Genomic DNA, 17096 nt, shown 5'->3' with positions numbered 1-17096 from the left:
CGTTGGCGTAATGCTTCAATTTCCTCAAATGAAGTATCTGTTAATTGTTGAATTGCTTCATTGTCACTAACAATAAAAAACTCCAACTGCACGTTGGAGTTTTCTTTTCCGTACTTGACCATATAAAAATAGGGGGTTTTATATGTTGTCGAAGTCATATACGAATTATGAGTAAAATTAAGCATATCATTTTGAGTGCGAAACTTATTTTCAAGCAATTGGCTTCGCTTGATGTATTTATCATAGCATTTGCCTGCCAACTTCAAAATATCTCTTATTTGATTGTCATAGTATGATCACATCTTCTGTTCACAAAATATTAACTTCTTTTAAATTGACGGCATTCCTATCCATAAAAAAACCGTAGCCGCTATTGAAATCATAGCTACTACGGTATCTCTAATTAGAGCGCATTTAAAATCATGCCGACTGACGCATAGATGAACACAGTTCCGAAAACCGCCATCATATGGAATAACGAGTAAGCAAACATTTTGTTGGCCCATTTTTTCTGTTCTTTTTTCTTTGACGCGGTAATACTCATCCACAGCCAAATGATCCCTAAAATAAACGATACAATCGTTAAGCCTAAGCTAAGTGGTAAAAATAAAAAGCTGGATAAACATAGTAACACTAAGTACACATTCGATTGAATATATGTGCGGTGTTCCCCTTTTACTACCGGTAGCATCGGAATATTTGCTGCGGCATAGTCTTCTTTTTTACGGATGGCAATAGCGTAAAAGTGCGGCATTTGCCAAATGACCATAATTAAAAATAATGCCCATGCAGCGGGGTGCCAAATGTCTGGTGCAACAGCAGCCCAACCAATTAGTGGTGGCATTGCGCCTGAAATACTGCCGACCTCTGTGTTCCAAATTGTACGGCGTTTTGTCCACATAGTGTAAGGAACAACGTAGAAAAATACACCTAAAAAACCAAGTAAGGCAGCAAGTGGTGATGCCAGGTATAACAAGACACAGCCAATAATAAGTAACAGTGTCGCTGCAATAAGCACCCGTTTTGCTGATAGCTCACCTGTTACCGTCGGACGTGTTTTCGTACGCGGCATAATTTGGTCGATGTCTCGGTCATAGATGTTGTTAAATGCTCCTGCTGCGGCAATAACAGCTGCAGAGCCAAGCGTCGCAAAAATAATAGCTGGAATCTGTTCAATAAAGTCTAGTTTATATGTGTATAGTGCGAGCATCAGTGCAGCAATCATCGGAATCAAGTTTGATTTGATAATGCCGGTTTTCACAGCTTGCGCCCACAACTGTCGATTTGATTGCGTTTGCATGTTTCCTAATCCTACTCCCTCAATTAATCACTTTCTCTAGTATAACCTAAACCACTCGCAAAGGGTTAGCTTCCAAGCTCCTTTTCAAATAATTTCACGCGAAACCCTGTAAAATCACGGACACAATTAAGTATTTTTTTCACTGTAAATCCATTTAATAAGTGGCAGGATACAAAGGAAGATGAATAATAAACGAAACAGCTGAAACACCGTCACAACTGAAATATCCGCATGTACAGCAGCGGCAAGTAGGCCCATTTGATCGAGACCTCCTGGCGCTGTACTTAAAAAGCTCGTCGCAAAGCTTAAATCTAAATAATTGGCAATGAGAATACTCGTTCCATAAGTGAGCGCAATCATCGAAATCGTACTAGCAATGCCCCCAACTAACACCTTTACAGGTAAGCGCAACGTTTCTGGTTTTAATAAGAGCCCAATATATGCCCCGATTAATATCTGCGCAACATGCAAGACATCACTCGGCATTGGGGCTGCTTCAATTGAAAACAATTTTAAAACTATGATAACTAAAATCGGCGTTAAAAAATGTGCAACTGGCAATTTAATTTTCTTTCCAAGCGGAACAAGTGCAGCAGCTACTAAAATCAGCAGCACGACTTGCCAAGCATCAACCGAAACTGGAATCGCTCCCCCACTCACAACATGCCCTGACACTAAAAACGGAATGAACAGCACGACCCCTAACACGCGGATAATGTGAAAATAAGTGACCGCCGTTAAATTGACGTCCCCTTCTTCTTCTGCAAAAAGCACCAACTGTGATAATCCCCCTGGTACATTGGCAGCCACTGATGTTTTAAATGAAAGCCCGGTCGTTTTGGAAATAACCCACGCAATTCCTAAACAAAAGCCAAACAAAATCAAATTGACAATGACCATAAAAAATAACAGCGATTTAAAATCACTAAATAATGCCAAATCAAATTGCTGCCCAATCGCCACACCAACGATTATTAATCCAGTATTGCGCAACACAGCTGGCCAGCGCAAACGGTCTTTAATGAAAAACTGAGCGATTAATACTGAAAAAATCGGTCCGAGTAACCACGGAATCGGTAAGGATAACGCAGAAAAAATGAGTGCACCGATTAGTGCGATGATGAATACAAGTATCATGTACATCTTCTCCGTTCAGGTTAGTGGAAATTCTTTTACAATCCTTTCAAGTAAGACAACTATATCATCTTTTTTTTAATGTTTACATTTAATATTCATTTGATTAATCGAGAATTTTTATCAAGAATTTTTATGCAATTAATCGAATTAATATTGATTAATTCAACTTGTTATATAATACATTTTTATATCAAAATAATATATTTATATCCAATTTTTCCAATATCATTATTCTAAATCTATCTGTATAAGTACAATAACGAATATTTCTTGATGAATACTCTATTCATTTTCTACAGAAAAAGATACTATTCTGAATAATAAAATAATTTTTTCGTTTGCTTATTCGAATATGCAGATGCATAATCGAGGCATAAAGTTACCAAACTTTAAATCTAGCATTTAGGGGCGATATAACATGATTTATGCAAATCCTAATACTACTGGTGCAGTAGTTAATTTCAAAGAAAAATATGAGAACTTTATCGGTGGCCAATGGGTAGCTCCTGTTAAAGGTCAATACTTAGACGTAAAATCTCCAGTGACAGGTAAAGTATTCACATCTGTTGCTCGTTCAACTGAAGAAGATATCGAGTTAGCTTTAGATGCTGCACATGCTGCAAAAGACGCTTGGGCTCATACATCTGTTGCTTACCGTGCCAACATTTTAAACAAAATTGCTGACCGTATCGAAGCAAACTTAGAAATGATTGCTGTTGCTGAAACTTGGGACAATGGTAAAGCAGTTCGCGAAACATTAAATGCTGATATTCCATTAGTTGTAGATCACTTCCGCTACTTCGCTGGTGCTATTCGTGCACAACAAGGTGGTATTTCTGAAATCGACAACGATACAGTAGCATACCACTTCCACGAGCCAATCGGGGTTGTAGGTCAAATTATTCCTTGGAACTTCCCGTTACTTATGGCCGCTTGGAAAATCGCTCCTGCATTAGCTGCTGGTAACGTAATCGTAATGAAGCCTGCTGAGCAAACGCCTGCTTCAATGATGGTATTAATCGAATTAATCCAAGACTTATTACCAAAAGGCGTATTCAACGTAGTCAACGGCCTTGGGGTTGAAACAGGTAAACCACTTGCAACAAACCCACGTATCAACAAAGTTGCCTTCACTGGTTCAACTGGCGTTGGTCGTTTAATTATGCAATATGCTACAGAGAACATCATCCCTGTAACATTAGAGCTTGGTGGTAAATCACCGAACATCTTCTTCCCAGACGTAATGGATAAAGATGATGAGTTCTTAGATAAAGCAATCGAAGGTTTAGTATTATTCGCACTAAACTCAGGTGAAATTTGTACTTGTCCATCACGTGCATTAGTACACGAAGACATTTATGAAGAATTTATGAAACGTGCATTAGAACGCATTAAAGCAATCAAAATCGGTAACCCATTAGATACTGAAACAATGATGGGTGCACAAGCTTCACAACAACAATTAGAAAAAATCATGTCTTACATGACAATTGGTCAAGAAGAAGGCGCTGAGCTACTTATCGGCGGTCACCAAAACGTTCTTGAAGGCGAATTAGAGGGCGGTTACTATGTAGCGCCTACAGTATTCAAAGGTACAAACAACATGCGTATCTTCCAAGAAGAAATCTTTGGTCCAGTACTTTCTGTAACAACGTTCAAAACGTTTGAAGAAGCGATGGAAATTGCTAACGACACAGACTTCGGTCTAGGTGCTGGTGTATGGTCTCGTAACATGGATACAGCTTACCGCGCAGTTCGTGGTATCCAAGCTGGTCGCGTTTGGACAAACACATACCACCAATACCCTGCTCACGCTGCATTCGGCGGTTACAAACAATCAGGTATTGGTCGCGAAAACCACTTAATGATGTTAGATCACTACCAACAAACGAAATGTATGTTAGTAAGCTATAACCAAGCTCCAATGGGCTTCTTCTAAGTCGATAAAGCTCATACCGGGATGTGCTAATTTAGCGCATCCCTTTTTTCATGCGAAAAGGAGGTTTAACTTAATGGAAAAATTAATCGCAACAGACAAGGCTATTGAAGTAATCGAACTGTTAAAGAAAAAGCACGGTAATTTGTTGTTTCAGCAATCATCTGGCTGCTGTGATGGCACGGTGCCGATGTGCTTTCAGGCGGACGGCCATTATATAAGCAGTCAAAATGTACTTATTGGTGAAATTGCAGGTGTGCCTTATTATATTGATAAAACACAGGATACGTATTTAAAACATATGCAAATTATTGTCGATGTCATGGAAGGTATGGGTGCTTCGTTTTCACTTGAAAGCGCTGAAGGCTATGCGTTTTTGATGCACTCGAAAGTAATGAAATAATTAAATGATCACTCATATTTATGCACATTGAAAAAGCCGATTCACACTAGAAGCCCTAGTATGAATCGACTTTTTAAAAATTCCAAAGATTTATTAGTTTTACAGCTACTTCGATACAATCAAGTATGGTTCTAAATTATGCCACTGCTCTTCTTTTTACTAAAAAGCATCCCTACAATAATCAGTGCACATAAACTACTTACACATGCTAAGAAAGCCCCTGCTTGTATATAACTAGCTTTATCTAAAATAAGTCCAAAAATCGGTGGGATAATAAAGACCCCTACCGACGCAAATGTCACACTATAGCCACTTGCCGAACCACTTAATGTTTTTGGGACACTTTCAACAGCTAAGTTCATCCAAACACCATTAAACCCCGAAAGCGAAAAGCCAATCGTGGCAATAACAAGGAGCAATAGCAGATGATCTTGCACGATATGTAACCCATATAAAGCGAACGGTAGCCAAAGAGCAATTATCAGCAGCGCTAACCAGTGATTGCTACGTAGAAATTTGTCGCTAATGACACCCCATAAAACACGACCAAGCGCACCAAAAATTTCGGAGCAAGCAAGCGCCAAACCTGCTAAATAAATGGCCCATACTTTCACCTCTACTAAATACAATAGAAGATACGTATTAAAGGTAATTTGCATCCCCATTAAAATGAGCGCAATTATTGTAGTAAAAAACAGCGGTACTGAACGCATTAATTTTTCTAGCTGTGCAATGAGCGAAACCTCTGACGCCCGATGCGAACGAAATGTTTCATCATGCGGCTTCAATAGCAAATAAACAAATACACCCATGCCCAATAATAAAAGTGATGCCATCGCAATTGTTGGTTGCCAGCCGATCTGCTCTGCAATGGCGAGCAACACAATACTCGACAAAGCGGAGCCCAGCGTAATCGACATTTGCTTTACGCCCATTGGTAAGGAAATTTTTTCAATCGGATAAAGCTGTACAAGCATTTTATTCGTTACAGGATGCATGCCACCATATCCAAGCCCCGCTAACATAATAAAAAGAAGTGCTAAAAAATAACTTTCATCAATTGTAGAAAGCAACAAAAATCCGCCCCCTACAATTGACATTAATATTAGCATCAGCCGGTGAGTCGCCATATAATCTGCTATAAACCCAATTGGTAATGTTGCTAAAAATTGCCCAACGAATAATGCCGTGGGTAAAAAGCCAATTTGAAAATTGGTCAGCGCTAGGCTTTCTCCAATATACGCTGCAAATGGATTTAGGCTTCTTCCAACAAACGCAGTTAATAGCTGAGCAATAACGATGAGCAAAACGAGCCATCTTAACTGCTTCATATTAGAATCCTAGCATTCTAGGAATGACCAATACTAAATCTGGAATATAGGTAATAATAAATAATACGACAACCGATACGATAATGAACGGGAAAACCGCCTTTACTAGTCGCTCAAACTTAATATCTGCCATCGATGATACGATGAATAGCCCTGTACCTACTGGTGGTGTTAATAAACCAAGCGTTAAGTTAATACAAATAATCACCCCGAAATGTACCGGATCGATTTGAAGCGCGTGTACAAGAGGCATTAATACTGGTACTAAAATAACAAGCGCTGCAATACCATCGATTAACATACCAACAATTAATAACAAAACGTTAACTAATAGTAAGAACACCCATGGACTTTCTGTGAAGCTTAAAATTAAGTCGGCCATTAATTGTGGAATTTGCTCAAACGCAATCATCCAACCAAAAATGTTGGCCATAATAATTAAATAAGTAACCGTTGCTGTATTCGTTACAGTATTTACAAGCATCTTTGGAAATTTTTTAAAATCCAATTCACGGTAAACAAATAAACCAATAATAACGGCTAAAAAGCAGGCAACTGCCGCTGACTCTGTTGCAGTAAAAACGCCACGTAAAATTCCGACAACGACTACTAATGGAATTAATAATGCAGGTAACGTTTTTACTGTCCCTTGCAAAATCTCCTTAAAAGAATGGCGTTTACTTTTTGGAAAATTATTTTTGTAGCCCAAATATGCAATCATTCCCATAAAGACAAGTCCATATAAAATCCCCGGTAAAATCCCAGCCATGAACATCGCACCAATCGATGTGCTCGACAACGTTCCATATATAATGAAAATCATACTTGGTGGAATAATTGGGGCAATAATTGATGAGGCAAGCGTAATTGCCCCTGCAAACTCACGCTTATAGCCCTCTTTTTCCATTTGCGGCACCATCACTTTACTCATCATCGCCGCTTGTGCGTTTGCAGAGCCTAAAATAGACGCTAAAAACATATTTGCTACGACGGTTACATACGCCAAACCGCCACGAAAATGACCTAAAATTAGCTTTGCAAAGTTTACAAGACGTGTCGTAATACCGCCTTCATTCATAATTTCACCCATTAACATGAATAGCGGAATCGCTAATAAACCAAAATTTTCGAGCCCTGAAAACATGCGTAACGGCGTAGAATCTAGCAGTATCGCTTGCCCATTAATTAAAAAGTAAACAACTGTCGTAATCCCCAATACTAAAGAAATTGGAATACCTAAAATTAATAAAATGACAAATACAGCGATTGTAATAAATGTCATACTAATTCATCTCCAATCTCTTTTTCTTGTAGTTTTTCTTCATTTTTTAATAGACGAATTAGACGTGCAACAATATGAATTGCCGCAAATAAAATCCCCGTTGGCACAGCGCTATATGGAATCCACATCGGCATGCCAAGAGACGTAGATTTTTGGAGCATCGTTGAAGGCAGCATAAGCCATTTCACGGAATATACTAAAATAATGATTAGAAAAGCTAACATAATTACATCTTGGACAATTTTTAACATTCGTTGCTTATTCTCTGATAAAGCATCAAGTAAAAAAGTAACTGCGGCTTGCGTACCATACTTCAAGCCCCAGCTACCTCCTATGAATGAAAACCAAATGAATAAGTAAATCGAAACTTCCGTTGCCCAAGGGAGTGGATCAGATAATACATAGCGAAAAAATACAGCTGTTACCATGATAATCGTTAAAATCGCCATTAAAACGCCCATAATAACTTCCTCTACTCTTGTAATAACATTGCTGAGCTTTGTCATCCTACACCCTCCAAATCACTGTTCGATTACTTCATTTGATTAACGGTTCGCTTCAATGAATTGCTTAATTAAATCTGACTGACCACCGTACTCACTGTCGAATGCTTCAATTTGCTTTTCGAACACGCTTGCATCTAGGTCATATACTTCCATGCCTTGACTTTCTAACTCTTTGCGGAATTCTTCTTCTTGACCAGCACGTGTTGTTACAGCGAATTCACTTGCTACTTTCCAAGCTTGTGTTACGGCATCTTGTGCATCTTTTGAAAGGGCATTGAATTTTTTCTCATTTGTTAAAATTGTTGACGGCCATACCATATGGTTTGTTACCGCTACATATTTTGCAATTTCAGCATATTTATTTGTAATCGTTGCGTCTAAGTCCATGTCCATTCCATCAATAACACCCGTTTGTAACGCCGAATATACTTCCGTTAATGATAGAGACTCTGGCGCTGCACCTGCGTTACGGTAGAATGACTGTAGTGCTGGACTTGGTGTTACACGTAATTTTAAGCCATCTAAATCATCTGTAGAGTTAATTTTAACGTCCTTTGTTACCATCGTACGTTGACCTGCAAATAGGTACGTTAAGCCTTTAAGACCTGTTCCTTCTACTTTTTTTAGCAATTGCTGACCTAAATCTGATTGTGCTACTGTATTTGCCTCTTCTAACGTGTCGAATAAATATGGCGCAAACCATGCAGCCATCTCTGGTGTACGGGATGTTAAATAGGCCGCTGTAATCATCGCCATATCTACTGAACCCGCTTCTACTTGCTGTACCATATCGGCTTCAGAGCCTAATTGACTCGCTGGGTAAATTTCAACTGACATTTTACCGCCAGTAATCGATTCAAGTTCTTCTTTGAATTTTTCAGAAGCCTTGTGCCACATGTGATCAGTAGGTGTAATATGCGCTAACTTAAATGTTACTTCTGGATAATCACCTGATCCTGCTGAAGTGCTCGTAGTGACTGTTTTTTCATCATTATTACATGCCGCTAAAACTAGAAGTAACATAAGCATTGCTGCAAAACTTAAAAACTTTTTCATGAAATTGAATCCCCTCTATTCCTTGTTTTTTCGATACTCGGTCATCGTTTCACCCGCGATACCCCAATGATCTAATGGAATTTCTTGAATAATGATGCGAATGCTTTCTTTCGGAGCGTCAGCAACTCTTGCTAGCATCTCCGTCATTTCATAAATAATCTGTCGTTTTTGTTCCGCACTGCGACCTTCTAATAATTGAATTTGTACAATTGGCATAGAATTCTCACCATTACTTCACATTTATTGTTAGGCTACCTAATACACCATAATCCGCTGTCACTGTATCGCCTGCTTTTACAGCTACTGCGTCCGTCATGGCACCTGCTAATACAAGCTGGCCTGGTAGAATGCCGCGCCCTTCTTTGCTTAGCATATTGAGCAGTTCAATTACCGAATGAATCGGATGATCTAAAATTGCTGCACCGACACCTTCATACTTTCGCTCACCATTGTGATACACATCTACTTTAATTTGTGCCCAATCGGTTGTTGTCGGCGCATATGGCTGGCTTCCCATTAAGAATTTTGTGGAAGAAGCATTGTCTGCAATAACATCCATTAACGAAAAAGCAAAGTTCTCATATCGACTATCAATTACTTCTAGTGCTAAATAAACGTATTCAACTGCTGACCATACTTCATACGGCGTTAAATTTTCACCAGCAATCGCACTTTTGAATGTAAAAGCGACTTCCGGCTCGATACGCGGATGAATATGATCTGCTGCTGTAATTTCGTTGTGATTCATTAACATATTATTTGTTAAGCGACCGTAAATTGTTGACTCCACACCTACTTGAAGTTGCTTCGCTTTACTCGTTAAACCCATCTTCCATCCGATAAATGCATTGCTTGCTGAAATCGATTTTTCGATGCTAAGACGTTGAATTTCGTATGCCTCTTCAAGCGTTAACGTTGGGTTACTATTCGTAATTTTTTCGATTGCTGTTTTTTCTGATTGTGCTGTTGCTACGCGCTCTACAAATTCATAAATTGTACTCACGATACACTCACCTTTTTTTCTGCCATTTGTTGTGCTACTTCAATAATCATATCTTCTTGTCCACCAACTACTTTACGCTTACCAAGCTCAACTAAAATATCGCGTGCATCGACACCGAATTTTTCTGACGCAAGGACGGCGTGACGTAAAAAGCTTGAATAGACACCGGCATAGCCCATAATGAAGCTACCGCTCGTAATATCTTGCGGAGCTGGTAAAAGATTCGCGCGTACATCATCTGCCAAGTCGAGCATTTTGTAAAGATCAATACCCGTTTCATAGCCTAAGCGATCTAATACACCAACCAATACTTCTGTTTGTGTATTTCCGGCACCTGCCCCTAAACAGCACACACTCCCATCAATACGGTTGGCGCCTGCCTCAATAGCGACAAGGCTGTTTGCAACCGCCAAAGATAAGTTATTGTGCGCATGGAAACCGATATCTACTGACAAATGCTCTTTTAACAAACGAATACGTGCCGTTACATCACTCGGTAGCATTGCACCTGCAGAATCCGTCACGTAAACAACATCTGCCCCGTAAGATTCCATTAGCTTCGCCTGTTCCAAAACAACTTCTGGTGGAGCACTGTGCGCCATCATTAAGAAGCCGACTGTCTCCATTCCCATCGCTTTTGCTGTTTCAATATGCTGCTTTGAAACATCTGCTTCTGTAACATGTGTTGCTACACGTACCATGCGAGCGCCGGCATCATATGCCTTTTTTAAATCTTCAATCGTACCAATACCTGGTAACAACAAAACCGCAATCGTTGAATTACCGGCTACTTTCACCGCTTCTTTTACAAGCTCGATATCATATTCCTTTGAAAAACCATACTGTAAAGATGACCCACCTAAACCGTCTCCGTGCGTCACTTCGATATAAGGCACACCCGCAGCGCTTAGTTGCTTCGTTACATTGTGCACTTGTTCTTTTGTAAACTGGTGACCGACTACATGGCTTCCATCGCGTAAAGCTACTTCTGTTACTAACAACTTTTTCATGAAATTTGCACCCCTTTTTGCTGGAGCTGCTGTGCAATCAATTCTGCGACTTTCAAGCCTGCAGCCGTCATAATATCTAGGTTGCCGGCATACACCGGTAAATAATCGCCAAGCCCTTCTACTTCCAAAAACACTTTTACTTCGCGTCCATCGATTAATGGCTCGATTTTTAAACGGTAGCCTGGCACATATGTGTTGACTGCCTGTACCATTTCCTCAATTGCTTGCTTAATTTGCACAGGGTCTTTTGCTTCTTCCTCCAATAAACACGAAACGGTATCACGCATAAGCATCGGTGGCTCTGCTGGATTTAAAATAATAATGGCTTTTCCTTGCTTGGCACCGCCTACTTGCTCAATCGCACGCGCCGTAGTTTCTGTAAATTCATCAATGTTCGCACGCGTTCCCGGACCAGCGCTTTTAGAAGCGATCGTTGCAACGATTTCGGCATAGGCGACACTTTGTACGCGCTGAATCGCATAGACAATCGGAATCGTTGCTTGCCCACCGCATGTAATCATATTGACAACAGGCTGCTCGATATGCTTTTGCAAATTAACAGCCGGTGCAACAAAAGGACCGATTGCTGCAGGTGTCAAATCAATGACACGCTTTCCTAGTGGCACCAATGCATTCACATGTGCTTGATGCGCTTTTGCTGATGTCGCATCAAATAAAATATCTGCTAGCTCAGGTTGCTGTAAAAATCCTTCGATACCGTTTGAAATTGTGTAAATACCCGCATCCTGTGCAAGTTTTAATCCATCTGATGCTGGATCAATTCCGATTAACACGGACATTTCTAATTCGTTAGAGCGCATTACTTTTTTCATAAGATCGGTACCGATGTTGCCCGACCCGATAATTCCAACCTTCACCTTTTTCATAGAACCTCCTATTAGCGACAGCTTAGCTGAATTTTTCCGAGCGTTTCACCAAAGTCTGCTACAAATTCGTCCCCTGGGCTTGCATCAAGTGCGGCAGATAGAGCGCCTGATAAAATCACTTCGCCCTTTTTCACCCCAATGTTGAAATCAGCTAACCGGTTAATCAGCCATACAACACAAGCTGCCGGGTTTCCTAATACATCTGTCCCTTTGCCGCTATTAATTAGCTCTCCATTTTTATAAAAATTCATTTCCACTGCTGGTAAATCAATCGCATCAATCGGCTTCTTGACATCACCTAACACATATTTAGCTGACGAGGCATTGTCCGCAATCGTATCAAGCAGTTTGATTTTCCAATCTTTAATTCGGCTATCCACAACTTCAAGACTCGCAACAACATAATCCGTTGCGGCAAGTACTTGATCTAATGTGACATTCGGGCCGATTAAGTCTTCTTTCATCACGAACGCAATTTCTGCCTCTACACGTGGCTTAATGCACTCACTGCAGTCGAGCACATTGTTTGTAATCGCCATTGATTCTAGTAAATGCCCATAGTCTGGTTCATCTACATTTAGCAGCTGCTGCATCGCAAGTGATGTTAAACCAATTTTTTTGCCCGTAATGCGATCGCCTGCATTTACTTTACGGTGTACTTGCTCGAGCTGAATCCAGTAAGCATCCTTCATACTTAAGCTTTCGATTTGCTCCGTCAACGGCGCGATGCCTTGACGCGTCTTTTCTGCTTGCGAAATTCTACTAGACCATTCAATTAAATTTACACTCATCGTGCGTCACCCACTTTTATAATTTGATTGTTACGTTCGATTGTTCACAATAAAACTCGAAGCTATGTGCGCCGCCTTCACGCCCGATGCCACTTTGCTTCATGCCGCCAAATGGTGTACGTAAGTCGCGTAAATACCATGTATTCACCCAAACGATGCCCGATTCGATTTGCCCTGCTACACGATGCGCACGACGTAAATCATTTGTCCAAATTGTCGCCCCTAAGCCATACGTTGTATCATTCGCATAACCAATCACTTCGTCTTCTGAATCAAATGGCAAAACCGTAACGACAGGACCAAAAATTTCTTCTCTCACACAGCGTGAATTTTCATCTAGACCTATAATTATTGTTGGCTCAATAAAGTAGCCTTTTTCCATATGAGCTGGACGTTTACCACCCGTTAAAATCGTACCGCCCTCTTCTTTCGCAATATCGATATAGCGCATTACTTTTTCGTAATGCTCCTTCCCTACAACGGAGCCAATATTCGTATTAGCATCGAACGGATCTCCGACAATAAGCTCTTTCGTGCGCGCTACAAACTTTTCTAAAAATGCATCCATGATCGAACGCTCAACATAAATGCGTGACGCACATAAGCAAACTTGCCCTTGATTGCGGAAGCTTGAATGCAGGGTTGTTTCTACTACTTCATCGATATCTGAATCCGCAAAAATAATGGCAGGGTTTTTGCCGCCTAGCTCAAAGGACACTTTCTTTAACGTTGGTGCTGCCGCTTTCATAATGGTCGTTCCTGTACGCGTTTCACCAGTAAATGTAATCGCATCAACAAGTGGGTGCTCTGATAAAAACGCCCCTGCTGAATCTTTACCGAAACCGTGGACAACATTGACAACGCCATCTGGTACGCCCGCTTCCTTACAAATTTCTGCTAGCTTCGTTGCTGTCATCGGTGTTAACTCCGCCGGTTTCATAACAGCTGTACTGCCCGCCGCTAAACACGGTGCAAGCTTCCATGTTAATAATAAAAGCGGTAAATTCCATGGGTTAATCATGGCCACAACCCCTACTGGACGCGTTACTGTGTAATGGAGCGCGATATTATCCTGGTTATATGCCTCATTACCTAACGACGTAACATAATCCGCAAAAAAGTGGAAGTTATGCGCCGCTCGTTTAATGTCCATTTCCATTGCTAATGCATAAGGCTTGCCTGTATCAAGTGCCTCAAGCATTGCGAACTCCTCAACATTTTCTAAAATTAAATCACCAATTTTGCGAATGATTTGCGAACGTTGCTTCACTGTGTATGTAGACCATTCGCCTTTTGCTGCTGCTTTTGCTGCTTTCACCGCAAGATCAACCTCATATTGTGTTGCCTCTGACACCCACCCGATTACTTCTTCTGTTGCTGGATTTATATTGAAAAACTTTCGATCTTCAGCAGCCTCTACATATTGACCGTTAATGAAATTACGGCAATCGATTCCTTTTATCTGTACTTGTTGCATATCTTCCTACACCTTTGTGCAGGTTTCACCTCACTTTACATCGATGTAATTAATAAGGCAGCCTCAAAGAAGATGAAGCGATTACTTCCTTAAAGCTGCCGTACGTACTGTTATTCTTCTATCTCAACAATCATTTCGATTTCGATTGCTGTATTATTTGGTAATTGCGCCATTCCTACCGCTGAGCGTGCATGCTTTCCTTTTTCGCCGAACACTTCAACAAGTAAATCCGATGCACCATCCATAACCTTTGGCTGCTGCGTGAAATCGGAAGTAGAATTGACCATTCCTAAAATTTTCACAATGCGCTTGACCTTCGATAGATCACCTAGCTCATGCTTTAACACCGAAAGTAAATTGATCATCGATTGGCGTGATGCCGCATAGCCATCCTCTACTGTTAAATCAGCACCTAGCTGACCGTGATATTGGTCAACCCCCTGCCCCGATGTGAAAATTAAATTACCCGTGCGCACACAGCCTACATAATTTCCAACTGCCGAACGTGGCGTACCCAGCGTAATGCCGAGCTTCTCTAATTGCGATTCTGGCGTTTGTGTTTCGTTCGTCATCATTTACTCACACCACTCTTTGTTAAATTTAAAAACTGGCGCGCATTTTCACCAAGCACAGCCTTCTTCACTTCATCTGAAAGTTGTAGCGACTCATCTACGACTTTCCCTGGATTAATCTCACGTAGTAAAAATGGATAATCCGAACCCATAATAATTTTGTCATGGCCAAAGCGCTCTAATAAAAAGGCAAAATTGTCTTTGTCATATACGAGCGAATCGAAGTAAAACTTTTTCGCATAATAGCTTGGTGGATGCTCTGTCAGACGTAAATGTGGCCATACTTCCCAGCCTTGATCTAAGCGCGGTAAAATATAGGCAAATGAACCCCCACCATGCGCAAAGCATACTTTGAGATTCGGATACTTTTCCATCACACCACTCCAAATTAAGCTAGCAGCAGCAAGAGCTGTCTCACTCGGCATACCAACTGTGTACATAAAGTTGTGGCGTGGTGTGCGCTCTTTCGCCATCGTTTCCCATGGGTGGATAAAGAGTGGCATTTCTAGTTCCTCTGCCGCTTGGAAAAACGGTAGCAAATAGTCTGCATCTAAGTTTTCGCCATTTACGTTTGTACCAATTTCAATACCCACTAAACCAAGCTCCTTGCAACGACGCATTTCTGCAATCGCTACCTCTGCATCTTGCATGGGCACTGTGCCTAACCCAAAAAAATACGCTGGATATTCCTTTACTGTCTCGGCGATAAAATCATTTTGGAATTGTGCCATTTCAAGCGCTTGCTCTACCGGTGCCCAATATGAAAATGTTACGGGAACAGGCGAAATCACTTGCATATCAACGCCTTCTTTTTCCATATCCTCAATGCGCTTTTTCGGGTCCCACACTTGGTCTGTTACTTCGCGAAACAAATTGCCACTTACCATAATATCCGCGCCACAAGAGCATTTTTGCTCCAGTACCGGCCATTTATCATTGCCAAATTTCTCCGCAAAATTTGGTAAATTTAACGGATAAATGTGCGTGTGGAAGTCGATTCTCATACTTGCCATTCCTCAACTTTTTCGGACATTACGTGATTGCATTTTTCACATGTACGCAATTCTTCTGAAGCGTTGAAATGCGCAATACCCTCTGCAATTTGTTGTCCGATATTTGTTACTTGTAACGTTACGCGGTGAACTTCGTGATCGCATTTTTCACATAACCATACTAAATCTTCTAGTTCGCCTTCTTTGCGTTTATATTCAATAACAATGCCGTATGTGTCAGCTACGCGGTGCGGAGAATGCGGTACGTTCCCTGGTAAAACAAACATTTCGCCTTCTTTTACTTCGATTACTTCACGTTTGTTTTCGTCGTTAATAATTTCAACATAGCAAGAGCCTTTTACTTGGTAGAAAATTTCATCTGAAGGGCTCACATGGAATTCACGACGCGCGTTTGGACCGCCAACTAACATCACTAAAAACTGAGAATCATTCCAAAGCACTGTATTATTTACTGGTGGCTTTAATAAATCCTTATTATCCTCGATGATTTTCCAAATGTTTTGAGACCGTGCTTGCATTGTGCTTACTTCAGTAGAATTGTTCATTGTAAAACCTCCTAATTTTTATATGCTATGTGCCCGACTTACTTCGCTTCATGGAGGAAAAGAATAAGCCAATTACATTAGCATTTTTAAATTGTTATATAGCCAATCTCGCGCGATATAGTCTGCGCTGAGCGAATAACCTCTTTTAAAATAAGTTGATAATTATGTTCCTGAATGTAATCGATATCGCATACGAAGTTGAACGCCGCAATCACTTGCCCACTATAGCTTTTAATGGGTGCAGCGATTCCGAATGTACCGGTCTCGTTTTCACCATTGCTCACAGCAAAGCCTTGTTTATGAATCACCTGTAGCTCCTTCTTCAAATCGCCTATATCCGAAATCGTATTTTTCGTAAACTTTTGCATCCCACGTTGCTCAACCGCCTTCACAAAAGAGGGATTATAGGCAAGCAACACTTTTCCTATGCTGGTCGCATGAGCTGGGAAGCGCGTTACGCCGATATAGGTGGGCAGTACATCTGAATGAGGCGAAACATTTTTAAAGATGAAGCGCACTTGACCGTTATCAAACATTCCCACATGCACGCTGCCTTTAAAACGATTCACTAGACTTGCCGCAATTGGTGCGACCTTTTCATTCATCTCTTGCTGGTACATTACTTTGTTGCTCCATTCTAAAATGCGCCAGCCAAGGCGGTATTTACGGTTTTTGTCCTGCATTAAAATATTTTCCTCGCACATCGTCTTTAAAAAATGATGTACAGAGCTAACAGGAAGATCTAGCATTTCTGCAATTTGTTTGTTGGACAAAGCTAATTCACTTTCAAAAAATAAATCAATAATTTGTGCCATTTTACTTACAGAAGCGATCATTCCCATTACCC

General features: G+C 40.7%; 18 protein-coding genes. 2 read left to right on the top strand and 16 right to left on the bottom strand.

All coding sequences use genetic code 11. The annotated features are described in order from the left end of the window. Positions 1 to 403 precede the first annotated feature (403 nt). Together cyoE and O7776_RS01860 are read right to left on the bottom strand one after the other, a co-directional pair. Entirely contained in the window at positions 404 to 1300 is an 897-nt protein-coding gene (gene cyoE / locus O7776_RS01865; RefSeq protein ID WP_274308965.1) for a heme o synthase, read from the bottom strand. A 126-nt stretch (positions 1301 to 1426) separates the two neighbouring features. Next, complete coding sequence (locus O7776_RS01860; protein WP_274308964.1) at positions 1427 to 2437, bottom strand: AbrB family transcriptional regulator; 1011 nt, start codon at positions 2435 to 2437, stop codon at positions 1427 to 1429. Between the two features lie 418 nt (positions 2438 to 2855). Between O7776_RS01860 and exaC the strand changes: the two genes are divergently transcribed. Continuing rightward, positions 2856 to 4376, top strand: a complete 1521-nt coding sequence (exaC, locus tag O7776_RS01855; RefSeq protein WP_274308963.1) for an acetaldehyde dehydrogenase ExaC — start codon at positions 2856 to 2858, stop codon at positions 4374 to 4376. 73 nt (positions 4377 to 4449) lie between these two features. Then, the gene (locus tag O7776_RS01850) at positions 4450 to 4776 is read left to right on the top strand and encodes a DUF779 domain-containing protein (RefSeq protein WP_274308962.1); all 327 of its coding nucleotides are present in this window, start codon (positions 4450 to 4452) and stop codon (positions 4774 to 4776) included. Positions 4777 to 4907: 131 nt separating this feature from the next. On the opposite strand, the gene O7776_RS01845 is transcribed toward O7776_RS01850, so the two are convergent. The 14 genes from O7776_RS01845 to O7776_RS01780 form a co-directional block, all read right to left on the bottom strand. After that, entirely contained in the window at positions 4908 to 6107 is a 1200-nt protein-coding gene (locus O7776_RS01845) for an MFS transporter (RefSeq protein WP_274308961.1), read from the bottom strand. A 1-nt stretch (position 6108) separates the two neighbouring features. Next, a complete protein-coding gene (locus O7776_RS01840) occupies positions 6109 to 7389 on the bottom strand; it encodes a TRAP transporter large permease (RefSeq protein ID WP_274308960.1) in 1281 nt (426 codons plus the stop codon). Next, positions 7386 to 7895, bottom strand: a complete 510-nt coding sequence (locus tag O7776_RS01835; RefSeq protein ID WP_274308959.1) for a TRAP transporter small permease — start codon at positions 7893 to 7895, stop codon at positions 7386 to 7388. Before O7776_RS01835 ends, O7776_RS01840 begins: the two co-directional genes overlap by 4 nt. Positions 7896 to 7934: 39 nt before the next feature. Further along, complete coding sequence (locus O7776_RS01830; RefSeq protein ID WP_274308958.1) at positions 7935 to 8951, bottom strand: TRAP transporter substrate-binding protein; 1017 nt, start codon at positions 8949 to 8951, stop codon at positions 7935 to 7937. Positions 8952 to 8966: 15 nt separating this feature from the next. After that, complete coding sequence (locus tag O7776_RS01825) at positions 8967 to 9167, bottom strand: 4-oxalocrotonate tautomerase (RefSeq protein ID WP_241367428.1); 201 nt, start codon at positions 9165 to 9167, stop codon at positions 8967 to 8969. A 13-nt stretch (positions 9168 to 9180) separates the two neighbouring features. Continuing rightward, positions 9181 to 9954 carry a 2-keto-4-pentenoate hydratase gene (locus tag O7776_RS01820; protein ID WP_274308957.1) on the bottom strand — a complete coding sequence of 258 codons (774 nt, stop codon included), beginning with the start codon at positions 9952 to 9954 and terminating at the stop codon, positions 9181 to 9183. After that, complete coding sequence (gene dmpG, locus O7776_RS01815; protein ID WP_274308956.1) at positions 9951 to 10964, bottom strand: 4-hydroxy-2-oxovalerate aldolase; 1014 nt, start codon at positions 10962 to 10964, stop codon at positions 9951 to 9953. The genes O7776_RS01820 and dmpG overlap by 4 nt, the downstream gene beginning before the upstream one ends. Continuing rightward, positions 10961 to 11851 (bottom strand): acetaldehyde dehydrogenase (acetylating), encoded by an 891-nt coding sequence (locus O7776_RS01810; protein WP_274308955.1) that lies wholly within the window; start codon positions 11849 to 11851, stop codon positions 10961 to 10963. The genes dmpG and O7776_RS01810 overlap by 4 nt, the downstream gene beginning before the upstream one ends. An 11-nt stretch (positions 11852 to 11862) precedes the next feature. Continuing rightward, positions 11863 to 12642 (bottom strand): 2-keto-4-pentenoate hydratase, encoded by a 780-nt coding sequence (locus tag O7776_RS01805; RefSeq protein WP_274308954.1) that lies wholly within the window; start codon positions 12640 to 12642, stop codon positions 11863 to 11865. 16 nt (positions 12643 to 12658) lie between these two features. Beyond that, positions 12659 to 14119: an aldehyde dehydrogenase gene (locus tag O7776_RS01800; RefSeq protein WP_274308953.1), complete on the bottom strand. Its 1461-nt coding sequence runs from the start codon at positions 14117 to 14119 to the stop codon at positions 12659 to 12661. A gap of 110 nt (positions 14120 to 14229) precedes the next feature. Further along, the gene (locus O7776_RS01795) at positions 14230 to 14691 is read right to left on the bottom strand and encodes a RidA family protein (RefSeq protein ID WP_274308952.1); all 462 of its coding nucleotides are present in this window, start codon (positions 14689 to 14691) and stop codon (positions 14230 to 14232) included. Beyond that, the gene (locus O7776_RS01790; protein WP_274310429.1) at positions 14691 to 15695 is read right to left on the bottom strand and encodes an amidohydrolase family protein; all 1005 of its coding nucleotides are present in this window, start codon (positions 15693 to 15695) and stop codon (positions 14691 to 14693) included. The genes O7776_RS01795 and O7776_RS01790 overlap by 1 nt, the downstream gene beginning before the upstream one ends. Further along, positions 15692 to 16249 carry a 3-hydroxyanthranilate 3,4-dioxygenase gene (locus tag O7776_RS01785; protein WP_274308951.1) on the bottom strand — a complete coding sequence of 186 codons (558 nt, stop codon included), beginning with the start codon at positions 16247 to 16249 and terminating at the stop codon, positions 15692 to 15694. The genes O7776_RS01790 and O7776_RS01785 overlap by 4 nt, the downstream gene beginning before the upstream one ends. An 86-nt stretch (positions 16250 to 16335) precedes the next feature. Beyond that, positions 16336 to 17085, bottom strand: a complete 750-nt coding sequence (locus O7776_RS01780; RefSeq protein ID WP_274308950.1) for an IclR family transcriptional regulator — start codon at positions 17083 to 17085, stop codon at positions 16336 to 16338. Positions 17086 to 17096: the final 11 nt, after the last annotated feature.

It is taken from the genome of Solibacillus daqui (assembly GCF_028747805.1).
Lineage (GTDB): Bacteria > Bacillota > Bacilli > Bacillales_A > Planococcaceae > Solibacillus > Solibacillus daqui.
This window is presented reverse-complemented; position numbering and strand designations above follow the sequence as displayed.

Excerpts from the sequence above, each read along its gene's own strand:
- cyoE (WP_274308965.1), bottom strand. The coding sequence starts at position 1,300 with ATGCAAACGCAATCAAATCGACAGTTGTGGGCGCAAGCTGTGAAAACC.
- O7776_RS01860 (WP_274308964.1), bottom strand. The coding sequence starts at position 2,437 with ATGATACTTGTATTCATCATCGCACTAATCGGTGCACTCATTTTTTCT.
- exaC (WP_274308963.1), top strand. The coding sequence starts at position 2,856 with ATGATTTATGCAAATCCTAATACTACTGGTGCAGTAGTTAATTTCAAA.
- O7776_RS01850 (WP_274308962.1), top strand. The coding sequence starts at position 4,450 with ATGGAAAAATTAATCGCAACAGACAAGGCTATTGAAGTAATCGAACTG.
- O7776_RS01845 (WP_274308961.1), bottom strand. The coding sequence starts at position 6,107 with ATGAAGCAGTTAAGATGGCTCGTTTTGCTCATCGTTATTGCTCAGCTA.
- O7776_RS01840 (WP_274308960.1), bottom strand. The coding sequence starts at position 7,389 with ATGACATTTATTACAATCGCTGTATTTGTCATTTTATTAATTTTAGGT.
- O7776_RS01835 (WP_274308959.1), bottom strand. The coding sequence starts at position 7,895 with ATGACAAAGCTCAGCAATGTTATTACAAGAGTAGAGGAAGTTATTATG.
- O7776_RS01830 (WP_274308958.1), bottom strand. The coding sequence starts at position 8,951 with ATGAAAAAGTTTTTAAGTTTTGCAGCAATGCTTATGTTACTTCTAGTT.
- O7776_RS01825 (WP_241367428.1), bottom strand. The coding sequence starts at position 9,167 with ATGCCAATTGTACAAATTCAATTATTAGAAGGTCGCAGTGCGGAACAA.
- dmpG (WP_274308956.1), bottom strand. The coding sequence starts at position 10,964 with ATGAAAAAGTTGTTAGTAACAGAAGTAGCTTTACGCGATGGAAGCCAT.
- O7776_RS01810 (WP_274308955.1), bottom strand. The coding sequence starts at position 11,851 with ATGAAAAAGGTGAAGGTTGGAATTATCGGGTCGGGCAACATCGGTACC.
- O7776_RS01805 (WP_274308954.1), bottom strand. The coding sequence starts at position 12,642 with ATGAGTGTAAATTTAATTGAATGGTCTAGTAGAATTTCGCAAGCAGAA.
- O7776_RS01800 (WP_274308953.1), bottom strand. The coding sequence starts at position 14,119 with ATGCAACAAGTACAGATAAAAGGAATCGATTGCCGTAATTTCATTAAC.
- O7776_RS01795 (WP_274308952.1), bottom strand. The coding sequence starts at position 14,691 with ATGACGAACGAAACACAAACGCCAGAATCGCAATTAGAGAAGCTCGGC.
- O7776_RS01790 (WP_274310429.1), bottom strand. The coding sequence starts at position 15,695 with ATGAGAATCGACTTCCACACGCACATTTATCCGTTAAATTTACCAAAT.
- O7776_RS01785 (WP_274308951.1), bottom strand. The coding sequence starts at position 16,249 with ATGAACAATTCTACTGAAGTAAGCACAATGCAAGCACGGTCTCAAAAC.
- O7776_RS01780 (WP_274308950.1), bottom strand. The coding sequence starts at position 17,085 with ATGATCGCTTCTGTAAGTAAAATGGCACAAATTATTGATTTATTTTTT.